Annotated in this window: 14 protein-coding genes; all 14 read left to right on the top strand. The window is 60.9% G+C overall.

Annotated features, from left to right (window positions below):
* The first annotated feature begins 152 nt into the window (after positions 1 to 152).
* The 14 genes from VV088_RS17700 (at position 153) to aspS (ending at position 12,214) form a co-directional block, all read left to right on the top strand.
* Entirely contained in the window at positions 153 to 962 is an 810-nt protein-coding gene (locus tag VV088_RS17700) for a ParB/RepB/Spo0J family partition protein (RefSeq protein WP_334602000.1), read from the top strand.
* Positions 963 to 1,110: 148 nt separating this feature from the next.
* A complete protein-coding gene (locus VV088_RS17695) occupies positions 1,111 to 1,875 on the top strand; it encodes a ParA family protein (protein ID WP_334601999.1) in 765 nt (254 codons plus the stop codon).
* A 24-nt stretch (positions 1,876 to 1,899) separates the two neighbouring features.
* Positions 1,900 to 2,793 (top strand): ParB/RepB/Spo0J family partition protein, encoded by an 894-nt coding sequence (locus VV088_RS17690; protein WP_334601998.1) that lies wholly within the window; start codon positions 1,900 to 1,902, stop codon positions 2,791 to 2,793.
* Positions 2,786 to 3,430 (top strand): hypothetical protein, encoded by a 645-nt coding sequence (locus VV088_RS17685; RefSeq protein WP_334601997.1) that lies wholly within the window; start codon positions 2,786 to 2,788, stop codon positions 3,428 to 3,430. Before VV088_RS17690 ends, VV088_RS17685 begins: the two co-directional genes overlap by 8 nt.
* A gap of 53 nt (positions 3,431 to 3,483) precedes the next feature.
* On the top strand, positions 3,484 to 4,785 hold the full coding sequence (serS, locus tag VV088_RS17680) for a serine--tRNA ligase (protein ID WP_334601996.1): 1,302 nt from the start codon (positions 3,484 to 3,486) through the stop codon (positions 4,783 to 4,785).
* Positions 4,786 to 4,806: 21 nt separating this feature from the next.
* Complete coding sequence (locus VV088_RS17675) at positions 4,807 to 5,559, top strand: PilZ domain-containing protein (protein WP_334601995.1); 753 nt, start codon at positions 4,807 to 4,809, stop codon at positions 5,557 to 5,559.
* A 19-nt stretch (positions 5,560 to 5,578) separates the two neighbouring features.
* Positions 5,579 to 5,980, top strand: coding sequence for a large conductance mechanosensitive channel protein MscL (gene mscL, locus VV088_RS17670; protein ID WP_334601994.1), 402 nt, complete (start codon positions 5,579 to 5,581; stop codon positions 5,978 to 5,980).
* Positions 5,981 to 6,346 carry a hypothetical protein gene (locus VV088_RS17665; protein WP_334601993.1) on the top strand — a complete coding sequence of 122 codons (366 nt, stop codon included), beginning with the start codon at positions 5,981 to 5,983 and terminating at the stop codon, positions 6,344 to 6,346.
* A gap of 14 nt (positions 6,347 to 6,360) precedes the next feature.
* Positions 6,361 to 7,092 (top strand): 16S rRNA (guanine(527)-N(7))-methyltransferase RsmG, encoded by a 732-nt coding sequence (gene rsmG / locus VV088_RS17660; protein WP_334601992.1) that lies wholly within the window; start codon positions 6,361 to 6,363, stop codon positions 7,090 to 7,092.
* Between the two features lie 120 nt (positions 7,093 to 7,212).
* On the top strand, positions 7,213 to 7,947 hold the full coding sequence (locus tag VV088_RS17655) for a nucleotide-binding protein (protein WP_334601991.1): 735 nt from the start codon (positions 7,213 to 7,215) through the stop codon (positions 7,945 to 7,947).
* Positions 7,948 to 7,991: 44 nt separating this feature from the next.
* Positions 7,992 to 8,408, top strand: a complete 417-nt coding sequence (locus tag VV088_RS17650) for a methylglyoxal synthase (RefSeq protein ID WP_334601990.1) — start codon at positions 7,992 to 7,994, stop codon at positions 8,406 to 8,408.
* Between the two features lie 153 nt (positions 8,409 to 8,561).
* Positions 8,562 to 9,932: a histidine--tRNA ligase gene (gene hisS, locus VV088_RS17645; protein WP_334601989.1), complete on the top strand. Its 1,371-nt coding sequence runs from the start codon at positions 8,562 to 8,564 to the stop codon at positions 9,930 to 9,932.
* A complete protein-coding gene (locus VV088_RS17640) occupies positions 9,929 to 10,390 on the top strand; it encodes a hypothetical protein (RefSeq protein ID WP_334601988.1) in 462 nt (153 codons plus the stop codon). The genes hisS and VV088_RS17640 overlap by 4 nt, the downstream gene beginning before the upstream one ends.
* A gap of 36 nt (positions 10,391 to 10,426) precedes the next feature.
* Positions 10,427 to 12,214 (top strand): aspartate--tRNA ligase, encoded by a 1,788-nt coding sequence (gene aspS / locus VV088_RS17635; protein ID WP_334601987.1) that lies wholly within the window; start codon positions 10,427 to 10,429, stop codon positions 12,212 to 12,214.
* Positions 12,215 to 12,250 lie beyond the last annotated feature (36 nt).

Here is a 12,250-nt window from a genome sequence, read left to right as displayed (position 1 = left end):
TCCGCCCGCTGGAAGCGCTCAGTCCCCTGCGGCGCAGGCTTCCCCGGGAAATTTTTCCTGGGCGACGGGCTTCGACCTTTTGATTTCCAATTTATGGTAAACTATAGCTGTAACCATTCCATTTGCTGTACATAAGAAAGGTGGTAATCTCTATGTGGCCGCTGCTGAAAAAGGGGATTTTTGAGACCGGACGGGTGCTCTTCCTCCCCCTCGACGCCATTCACCCCAACCCCAACCAACCCAGGCGCACCTTCACCCAGCCCGAGCTGGAGGAGCTGGCCGCTTCCATCCAGGAGCTGGGGGTGCTCCAGCCGCTGACCGTCCGCCGCCGGGACGGCCAGTGGGAGCTGGTGGCCGGCGAACGCCGCCTTCGGGCGGCCCGGCTGGCCGGTCTGGACACCGTCCCCTGCCTGTCCATTCAGACGGACAGCCAGTCCTCCTCCCTGCTGGCTCTGGTGGAGAACCTCCAGCGCCGGGACCTGGACTTCTGGGAGGAGGCCCTGGCCCTCCGCCGCCTCATCGATACCTATCACATCTCCCAGGATGACGCCGCCCGGCGCATCGGCAAGAGCCAGTCTGCGGTGGCCAATAAGCTGCGCCTGCTCAAGCTGCCCCACGAGGTGCTGGAGCTGCTCCGGGACCACGGCGCCACCGAGCGCCACGCCAGGGCCCTCCTCCGGCTCAGCGAGGGGGAGCAGCAGCTGGAGGCTGCCCGGCTGGTCGTTGCGGACAACCTCACGGTTGCCCAAACCGAGGCCCTGGTGGACAGCATGCTCATGGCCAAGGCTCCCCCCGACCGGAGACGCCCCACCTTCGTGATTAAGGATGTGCGTCTGTTTTTGAACACCATCACCCGCAGCCTGGACATCATGCGCTCCGCCGGGGTGGACGCCCAGTGCCGCCGTCAGGACTCCGACGAGGAGATCACCCTCACCATCCACATCCCCCGCCGGGCGGGGTGATGTTTCACGTGAAACATGGGAGCCGCTCTGCGGCTCCCGCGTTTCTTTTCCAGGAATTCTTGAAAAACAGTTGAAATCCATGACGGCGGTTGATATAATGAGAAATTGCACAACCTATATTTTTTATTTCCGCAAGGAGGCCATCCTCATGGCAAAGATCATCGCCGTCGTAAACCAAAAGGGCGGCGTGGGCAAGACCACGACCACCGTCAACATCACCGCCGCCCTCCATTCCCTGGGCAAACGGGTCCTGCTGTGTGACTTCGACCCCCAGGCCAACGCCACCTCTGGTATGGGGGTGGACAAAAACACCGCCTCTCCCAACGTCTACGACCTGCTGGTCAGCGATGCTGACCCGGCCAAGGCGGTGGTATCCACCAAGTATGGTGACGTACTGCCCTCCAACAAGGCGCTGGCCGGCGCGGGGATCGAGATGATTGGCATTGACGGACGGGAGGAGCTGCTGAAAAACGCGCTCAACACTCTGTCCGGCGAGTACGACTTCATCTTTATCGACTGCCCCCCCTCCCTGGAGCTGCTGACGGTCAACGCCCTGTGCGCCGCCAATTCCCTGCTGGTGCCGGTCCAGTGCGAATACTACGCCCTGGAGGGGCTGAGCGATCTGCTGGCTACCGTCCGTTTGGTGAAGCGGAAGCTGAATCCCAACCTGACCATGGAGGGTGTTCTGCTCACCATGTTTGATAGCCGCACCAACCTCTCCCTCCAGGTGGCGGAGGAGGTCAAGCGCCACTTCCCCGGCCAGGTGTATGCCACCGTCATCCCCCGGAACGTCCGCCTCTCTGAGGCGCCCAGCCACGGCAAGCCCATCTCCGATTACGATCCCTACTCCCGCGGCGCGGAGGCCTACAAGCTGCTGGCCGAGGAGATGACCGCGGCTCTGGCTCAGCTGTGACAATCTGATTAAAGAGGTAAGGATATGGCAAAACGAAAAACCGAACTGGGCCTGGGCCGGGGGCTGAACGCTCTGCTGGGCGACCCGGAGCTGCCCGCTCAGGGGGAAGGCTCCGTCGCCCTGCCCATCTCCCAGGTGGAGCCAGGTCTGAATCAGCCCCGAAAACGCTTTGAGCAGGGGGCGCTGGACGATCTGGCGGAGTCCATCCGTGTCCACGGTATCATCCAACCGCTGACGGTCCGCCGTCTGGCTACCGGCTACTACCAGATCATCGCCGGCGAGCGGCGATGGCGGGCGGCCAAGGCCGCCGGACTTCAGGAGGTCCCTGCCGTCATCATCGAGGCGGACGACCGCAAGGTGATGGAGCTTGGACTAATCGAAAACCTCCAGCGGGAGGATCTGAATCCCGCTGAGGAGGCCCGGGGCTACCGGACTCTGATGGAGGAGTACGGCCTGACCCAGGAGCAGGTGGCCCAGCAGATGGGGAAATCCCGTCCCGCCATCACAAACACCCTGCGGCTGCTGGCCCTTCCCGAGGAGGTTATGACCCTGGTGGAGGAGAACGCCCTTTCCGCTGGACACGCCAGGGCCATTCTGGGCGCTCCCACCGCCGCCCTCCAAAAGGAGGCTGCTAAGCAGGTTGTAGAGGGGCAGCTCTCAGTACGGCAGACCGAGGCTCTGATCAAAGCCCTCCAAAAGGAGAAGAAGGAACGGCCCAAGGAACAGGGACCGGACCTCTCCCTCTATCTGGGCGAACTGGAAAAGGACCTGGCCGGACGGCTGGGCCGGAAGGTAAAGATCGCTCACAAGGGCAAGAAGGGCCGCGTCGAGCTGGAGTATTACAACGAGCAGGATCTGGAGACCTTGCTGGCCCTGCTGCAGCGCCTGACATCGCAGGGAGGTGGGCAGGATGGCTGAGCGGAACCGCAGCGAGCCCTTTATTGAGGACGCCGACCGCTTTCCAGAGGACGGAACCCGAACCCGCCGTCCCCCCTCCCCCGACCAGGAGACCCGGCGGCGCAAGACCCAGCAGCGCCGCCGCCGCAACTCCGTCTTTCAGTATATCGCCGTCCTGTTCATGGCCGCCTTTGTCCTACTGCTGTTCACCTTTATGATGGAGCGGCGGCAGAGCCAGCAGCAGATCGACGACCTGAAGCAGTCCGCCTCTACCGTGCAGACCCTCCAGGGGCTGATAGACGAGAACAGCAGCCTGAAGCTTCGGCTGGCGGAACTGGAGGAGCAGCTGGAACAGCAGAAGTCAGCGGCGGGCGATCTTACAGTCAGCCTGGATGGCGTCACCGATACGCTGAGCCACACGGAGAACCTGCTCGCCTGGACCACCCAGGCCATGGACTATTTCTGGCAGATCAACGACGCCTACGTCCGCGGCAGGACCCAGTTGTGCCGCGAGCTGATCACCCAACTCGAAAGCCCGGAGACAACTCCCGCCGCAGGCCCGCTGATGGAGTATCTCCCAAAGGAGAACTCCACCGGCACTGACCGCTACTCCCCCTACGACCGATATATGGAGATCCGGGGGAAGGTCATCAAGTAAGCAATGTTTCACGTGAAACATCCATGATATCTTTAATAAGGAGAGAATCTGATATGCTCGACATTCGCTTTATCCGGGACAACCCGGACGCAGTAAAGGAAAACATCAAGAAAAAATTCCAGGAGGAGAAGCTCCCCCTGGTGGACGAGGTGCTGGCTCTGGACACAGAGAACCGGGCCGCCATGTCCGAGGCCAACGAGCTCCGGGCCGCCCGGAACACCCTCAGCAAGCAGGTGGGCATGCTCATGGGCCAGGCCAAGAAGGACCCCTCCAAGCTGGCGGAGGCCGAGGAGGCCAAGGCCAAGGTGAAGGCCAACGCCGACCGGCTGGCCGAGCTAGAGCAGAAGGAGGCCGAGCTGGCGGAAAAGATCCGAAAGATCATGCTGGTCATCCCCAACATCATCGACCCCTCCGTGCCCATCGGCCCTGACGACTCCGCCAACGTGGAGGTGGAACGGTTTGGCGAGCCCGCCGTCCCCAGCTTTGAGATTCCCTACCACACGGAGATCATGGAGCGGTTTGACGGTGTGGATATGGACTCCGCCGGCCGGGTGTCCGGAAACGGCTTCTACTACCTGCTGGGCGACGTGGCCCGTCTCCACGAGGCGGTGCTGGCCTACGCCCGGGACTTTATGATCGGAAAGGGCTTCACCTTCTGCATCCCCCCCTTCATGATCCACGGCAATGTGGTTGAGGGCGTTATGAGTCAGACCGACATGGAGGCCATGATGTACAAAATTGAGGGCGAAGACCTCTACCTCATCGGCACCAGCGAGCATTCCATGATCGGCAAATTCATCGACCAGATGATTCCCGAAGCCAGCCTGCCCCAGACTCTCACCTCCTACTCTCCCTGCTTCCGCAAGGAAAAGGGCTCCCATGGCATTGAGGAGCGGGGCGTCTACCGCATCCATCAGTTCGAGAAGCAGGAGATGATCGTAGTCTGCAGGCCCGAGGACTCCATGGAGTGGTACGAGAAAATGTGGCGCTACTCGGTGGAGCTGTTCCGATCCCTGGACATCCCCGTCCGGCAGCTGGAGTGCTGCTCCGGCGACCTGGCCGACCTGAAGGTGAAGTCCTGCGACATCGAAGCCTGGTCCCCCCGGCAGCAGAAATATTTTGAGGTCTGCTCCTGCTCCAATCTGGGGGACGCCCAGGCCCGCCGGTTGAAGATGCGGGTCAAGGGCGAGAAGGGCACCTACCTTCCCCACACCCTGAACAACACCGTTGTGGCGCCCCCCCGCATGCTCATCGCCTTCCTGGAAAATAACCTTCAGGCGGACGGCAGCGTTGTGATCCCCAAGGTGCTCCAGCCCTATATGGGCGGCCTGGAGGTCATGGTCCCTAAGCACTAATTTCGGGAAAGGAGATCGACTATGGGTATTTTTTCATTCTTTTCCAGGGACGAGGACGAGGAAGAGGAGGAGCTGGAACAGGAACAGTCATCCACACTGGTCCTTGGCCGCCAGCAGGAGAGCGCCCCCACCGGCGAGCTGTTCGAGGGCATGCGCATCGACGTCATGTCCAAGGAGGGGGACCCTCTGCTCTCCGGACGGATCACCGAGTGCTCGGAGGACAACCTGACTCTGGGCCGGCTCCCCGGCGAGCTGTCCTTTAAAATCGCACCTCTCAACACCTCGGTTAGCCTCAGCGGCTACGACAAAAAGCTGATCCCCATCAGTCTCAGCGCCACGGTGACCGAATCCACCCGCACGGTCCTGAAGGCGACCAACCTGAAGGTGGAGAGCCATGCCGAAAACCGGGAGACCTTCCGCCTCCCCTATTCCGCACCCGTGTCCCTCTACCGGAACGACGACGACCGCTACAAAAATCCGGAGGAGTGCCAGCTCATCAACATCAGCACCGGCGGCTGCTGCATTCAGTCGGAGTATATCCACATGGAAGACGAAGTGCTGCGCATCCGGATCAAGCTGGACGAATACGCGCCGCTGAACTTCCTGGGGCAGATCGTCCGGTGCGTGGAGCATGGCCGGGGCCAGTTCTGGTACGGCATCCTCTTCGCCCAACTGACCGAGCAGGAGATCACCTCGCTGAACAAGACCCTGTACAACCTTCAGATGGGCATCAAAGAGACCCGCATCCGCGCCAGCGACGACGACCGCTGGTAACTCACCGCCGGAGGCACATATGAGAAGCTTTTTCAAGGAATTCAAACAATTTATTGCCCGGGGCAATGTGATGGACATGGCGGTGGGCGTCATCATCGGCGGGGCCTTCTCCAACATAATCACCTCTCTTATTGATGACATTCTCAACCCCATCCTTGGGACGTTCACTGAGGACGGCGGGGCACTGGCCAGCTCTTTAACCATCCGCTTGGCGGGAGGCGGCGAGATCATGCTGGGCAGTTTTCTCAATACAGTACTGAACTTCCTGGTCATGGCCTTTGTAGTCTTCTGCCTGGTGAAGGCCATCAACCAATTCCACCGCAAAGAGGAAGGGCCCGCCGCCCCTCCCGCCCCGCCGGAACCCTCCCCTGAGGAGAAACTCCTGATGGAGATCCGGGACCTTTTAAAGGAGAAGCACTAAATGGCTGAGGACAAACGCTCCCCCGAGGAGCAAGAGAACAGCGGCTTTACCCCCTCCTCCCCTGTCAAGCGGACCCTGGCCTGGACCGGCCTGGCCTACGCTCTGATTCTGCTGATACTGACCACCTATATCTACTTCAACGGCGCAGGACTGCACAACCTGGGTCCCCTGCTCACCCTTCCGGGGCTGATTGGAATGGGGGCGCTGGCGCTGGTGTCCTGGAAGAGCACCGGCAGGCCAGGGAAATGGCCCGCCATCGGTCTGGCTGTTTTCTGCTGGCTGCTGGCCCTGGCCACCCTGCCCATCGGCATCGCCGGACTCATGTCCAATTTTCCTGAGCTGGCCGCTGTCATCGCGTCACAGTGATAAGAGGATAGGCTATGGAACACATTACAGAGATTCTCCGCCAGGGCTTCGAGGAGTACGGTCTTACGGACAAGATCGATCCCTGGGCAATCACCAGTCTGGACGAATACTGCCAGCGGCTCCTGGAAAAGAACCAGGTAATGAACCTCACCGCCATCCGGGACCCGGAGGGGGTGGCCCGGATGCACTTCCTGGACTGCACCGCCCTCCTCAAGTTCTGCAGCCTTGAGGGAAAAACTCTCATCGACGTGGGCACCGGGGCGGGCTTTCCAGGAATGGTGCTGAAGCTGCTGGTCCCCTCCCTGGAGGTCACCCTTCTGGACTCGCTGAACAAACGGCTGGACTGGCTGCTGGAGACCAGCGGCGCACTGCCGGCGGGGCTGTATTCCGGAGTCCGGACCGTCCACGCCCGGGCGGAGGAGCAGGCCCTGAAAAAGGGCTTCCGAGACAGCTTCGACTTCGCCACCGCCCGGGCGGTGGCCGACCTGCGGCTGCTGTGCGAGCTGTGCCTCCCCTATGTAAAGGTGGGAGGCAAATTCCTGGCTATGAAGTCCACCAACAGCGGTCAGGAGCTGGAGGACGCCGCCCACGCCATCAAGCTGCTGGGCGGCCGGGTCAGCGAGGTGCAGGACTACTCCCTGCCAGGGACCGATGTCACCCACCGCCTCATCGTCATTGAAAAGCTGGCTCCTACCCTGAAGGGCTACCCCAGGCGATGGGCAAAAATACAAAAAGATCCCCTCTGACAGGGCAGTTTCCTCGAATCCGATGGGAATTTGTAAATTTTTTCTAAAAGTTCCGCCAAAAATGGTTGACGAGCGGCAGATTTGTGGTACACTAAACAGTAAGGTTAGGAGGTTCCTTCCATGGGCACTGTGATCGCGATCACTTCCGGCAAAGGCGGTACTGGAAAGACCTCTGTCACCGGCGGCATAGCCGCTTCCCTGGCCCTGATGGGCCGGAACGTGCTGTGCATCGACATGGACATCGGCCTGCGGAACCTGGATATCTCGCTGGGACTCAGTGACCGGGCTCTGATGGATTTTTCCGATGTGGCGCTGGGCCGCTGTCCCCTGGCCCGGGCCGTGGTGGAGCACCCCGACCTGAAGGGGCTCTCTCTGCTCTCCGCCCCCATGACCATGCCCGCCAGCCTCACCTCAGAGAAGGTGCGCGCCCTGCTGAACGAGGCCCGCGACGGCTATGACTACATCCTAATCGACTCCCCCGCCGGACTGGGCTCCGGCTTCCAGCTGGCCACTCGAGGGGTGGACCGCGCTATCGTCATCGCAACCAACGACGCCTCCTCCCTGCGGGACGCCCAGCGGACCGTGGCAGAGCTGGAGCACCTGAGAACGATCCATCTGGTCATGAACCGCATCCAGACCAAGCTGCTGCGCAAGCTGCGCACCACCATCGACGACGCTATGAATGCCGCCGGACTGCCCCTCATCGGCGTGGTGCCGGAGGATCCCCAGGTCATCCTGTGCGCCAACCTGGGGCAGCCCCTCACCACCCGGGGCAAACGGGGCGCCGCCCTGGCCTGCTGGAACATCGCCCAGCGGCTGGAGGGACAGCGGGTGCCGATCATGCGCATCCGTTAACTCCACCGACCCCATCCGAAACGATTTGAGGAGGTATTTCCGCCATGAACATCGCCATTATGAGCCACACCAAAAAGCAGGAGCTGATGGTGCAGTTCTGCACCGCATACTGTGGTGTCCTGTCCAAGCATGCTGTCTGCGGCACCAACGCCACCGGACGCATGGTGGCGGAGGCCACCGGTCTGCCTGTCCAGCTCTTCCTGTCCCATGAGCATGGAGGCATCGAACAAATCGGCCAGCGCATCATCTACAACGAGATCGACATGGTGCTTTTTTTCAACTCCCCCCAAGATAATGAGATGGACAAGGACGTGCTGTACATCACCCGCCTGTGCGACCAGCATTCCGTCCCCGTAGCCACCAACGTGGCCACCGCCGAGCTGCTCATCCATGGCTTGGCCCGGGGCGATCTGGACTGGCGCGAAGGCATGAACCCCAATCGGGTTCCCTTTGCCCTGTAAGCGGCGGTCCCCTGCTGCATGTGCGCGCTCCCGTCCCGACCTCGTGGATGGGGGCGCTTTGTTCCTTTTTCCTGAACAAGACAATTCTTCTTTATTTTGTAATATCAGAAGCAAACAATACTGTGTGTAATTGAGAAAGAGAGGATTTTGACTATGGCTAAGGTTCAACCCCGCACTTTGTCTGGCTTTATGGAGCTCCTCCCAGCCCGGCAGATCCAGTTCGACCGCATGGCGGCCATCATCCGGGAATCCTTTTCCCTCTACGCCTTCACCCCCCTGGACACCCCCCTCATCGAGGCCAGCGAGGTACTTCTGGCCAAGGGCGGCGGGGAGACGGAGAAGCAAATCTACCGCTTCACCAAGGGGGACAATGACCTGTCCCTCCGCTTCGACCTGACGGTCCCTCTGGCCAAGTACGTGTCCCTGAACTACGCCAGGCTGGCCTTCCCCTTCCGCCGCTTCCAGATCGGCAAGGTCTACCGGGGGGAGCGGGCCCAGCGGGGCCGGTTCCGGGAATTCTATCAGGCAGACATTGACGTCATTGGCGACGGCCAGCTGGACATCTCCAACGACGCGGAAATCCCCGCTATCATCTACCGCACCTTTACCGCACTGGGCCTGAAGCGGTTCCAGATCCGGGTCAACAACCGGAGAATCCTCAACGGCTTCTACGCCTCCCTGGGCCTGACCCAGCAATCGGGGGCCATCATGCGCACGGTGGACAAGCTGGAAAAGATCGGGGAAAAGAGCGTCCGAGACCTGCTCACCGCCCCCGACATCGGCCTGAGCGATGAACAGGCGGCGGAGATTCTCAAGTTCATCGCCATCAAAGGGAGCAACGCCGAGGTTCTCTCCGCCCTGGAGGCTTACCGGGGTAGCCACCCCATGTTCGACAAGGGCCTGGACGAGCTGGGCACCGTGGCCAGGCATCTGGCCGCCTTTGGTGTGCCTGAGACCCACTTTGTGCTGGACCTGACCATCGCCCGTGGACTGGACTACTATACCGGCACCGTCTACGAAACCACCATGTTGGACCACCCGGAGATCGGCTCCATCTGCTCCGGGGGACGATATGATAACTTAGCGGAATATTATACCGATAAACAACTTCCCGGAGTTGGAATTTCCATCGGTTTGACCCGCCTGTTCTTTGTGCTGGAGGACCAGGGCTACCTCAACGACAGCCTGAACACCGCTCCCGCCGATGTACTCATCCTCCCCATGACCGAAGATATGGCTCCCGCCATTCAGCTGGCCACCAACCTGCGGACGGCTGGGGTGCGCACCCAGATCTACGGCGAGCAGAAGAAGTTCAAGCAGAAGATGAATTACGCCGATAAGCTGGGGGTCCCCTATGTGGTCTTCCTGGGGGACGACGAGATTAAACAGGACAAGGTGTCCTTGAAGGATATGCGCTCCGGCAAGCAGGAGCTGATTCCCACCGGCGAGGCTGTGGGCAAAATCGTTGCCGCCATTACCGCCAAGAGCGGCGAAACTCCCATTTTGGACAAAGGAGCTCTATGAAAAAGCTGCTCTGGCCCCTTTGCACCCTCCTTGTCCTTTTGACCGCCTTCGGCCTTGGCCTGACTGCGGCTTATTTGGCGGAGGAGCTTACCTACGACCAAATTAAGAACTCCGGCTGTGGGATACCGGAAATAGCGGCCCATACCATCACCATTCTCCACGAGGGTGATTATCCCGGTATGAGCGACTTCCCCGTTTCAGCGGAGCAGGCCGCACCGGGGCGGGCTGCATTAAACGCCCTGCGTGGGCAGAGGTACACCCGGATTCTCCCGTTCCAGAGACCCGGCACGAACGGGATTGCAGTCCGTGAGGTCAGCGGCTGTTCCTCCTTTTATATCGCCTATTGGGACGGCAAGCATCTGTGGATCTCCGGGAAGGAGGAAAACCAGTGGCAGGGCTACGCCCCCTCCAACCCAGACAAACTTCAAGAAACGCTGAAATCCATATGCGATCAGTAATATTCAAAAACAATAATACAAATAGGAGTTGATCTTATGGGTGACACAACCACCTTTTACCGCACCCACACCTGCGGCGAGCTGCGCATGGAGCAGGCAGGCCAGGAAGTGACCCTGGCGGGCTGGATGGAAAACCTGCGGGAGGTCAGTCAAAGCCTGGCCTTCCTGGTCCTGCGGGATTTCTATGGCACCACCCAGGTTGTGCTGGAGACGGAGGATACCATCCAAACCGTCAAGGAGCTGAATAAGGAGACGGTGATCCAGGTCACTGGCGCAGTCCGGGAGCGGGACAGCAAAAACCCCAAGCTGCCCACCGGCGACATTGAGGTAGTCCCCGCCAAAATCCAGGTGCTGGGCCGCTGCCGCCACAACGAGCTCCCCTTCCCCATCACCCGCAGCCGGGAGGCGGACGAATCCGCCCGGCTCAAGTACCGCTATCTGGACCTGCGCAACCCGGAGGTCAAGAGCAACATCGTCCTGCGGTGCCAGGTGGTGTCCGCTCTGCGAGCCGCCATGACGGATCACGGCTTTTTGGAAATCACCACCCCGATCCTCACTGCCTCCTCCCCCGAGGGGGCCCGGGACTACCTGGTCCCCTCCCGGAAGCACCCCGGCAAATTCTACGCCCTGCCCCAGGCGCCCCAGCAGTTCAAGCAGCTGCTGATGGCCTCCGGCTTTGACAAGTATTTCCAGATCGCCCCCTGCTTCCGGGATGAGGACGCCCGCGGAGACCGCTCCCCCGGCGAGTTCTACCAGCTGGATATGGAGATGGCCTTCGCCAGCCAGGAGGACGTGTTCGCAGTACTGGAGGACGTACTCCCGCCCATCTTCGCCAAATACGGCAAATATAACACCGCCTCCGCCGCCCCCTTCACCCGCATCCCCTACCTGGAGGCCATGGAGAAATACGGTTCCGACAAGCCCGACCTGCGCATTGACCTGACCGTCACCGACGCCACCCAATTGCTGTCTGGCTGCGGCTTCGGCCCCTTTGAGAACCAGACGGTCAAGGCGGTCGTTGTCTCCGATTTTGAAGGCACCCGAAAGCAGATCGACAAGCTGTGCGCCGATGTGGAGGTCCAGTCGGGGAACAAAGCCTACTGGTTCCGCTATGACGAGAAGGGCGAGATCGTAGGCGGCATCGCCAAGTTTGTCCAGCCCATCAAGGAGCAGGCGGCAGAGGCGCTGAAGCTGACCCCCGGCTGCTTTGTTGGCCTCACCGCCGGGGCCAAGCCGGCCGCTCAGAAAACCGCCGGTGTGCTGCTGAAAATGCTGGGCGCTTTCTGCCCCAACCACATGGACAAGGAGCGGTACGAGTTCTGCTGGATCGTAGACTTCCCCATGTACGAGATTGGCGAGGAATCCGGCGAGCTGGAGTTCTGTCACAATCCCTTCTCCATGCCCGCCGGCGGTCTGGAGACCATTGAAAAGGCTATCAAGGGGGAGATCGACCCCCTGTCCATCACCGCCGACCAGTACGATCTGGTGTGCAACGGCGTAGAGCTGTCCTCCGGCGCGGTGCGCAACCACGATCCGGAGATCATGATCAAAGCCTTCTGGATGGTGGGCCTGAAGGAGGAGGACGTGCGGAATAAGTTCCCCGCCATGTACAACGCCTTCACCTACGGCGCGCCCCCCCACGCGGGCATCGCCCCCGGCGTGGACCGGATGGTCATGCTGCTGTCCGGAGAGGACTCCATCCGGGAGGTCATCCCCTTCCCCATGAACAAGAACGCCCAGGACCTGATGATGGGCGCGCCTGGCACGGTGGAGCAGAAGCAGCTGGACGAATTGTCTATCGCAATCACCCACAGCGAAGAATAAACAGGACTGCCCCGCCTTTCTCGGGCGGGGCAGCTT

Source organism: Lawsonibacter sp. JLR.KK007 (assembly GCF_036941135.1).
In the GTDB taxonomy this organism is placed as follows: domain Bacteria; phylum Bacillota; class Clostridia; order Oscillospirales; family Oscillospiraceae; genus Lawsonibacter.
This window is presented reverse-complemented; position numbering and strand designations above follow the sequence as displayed.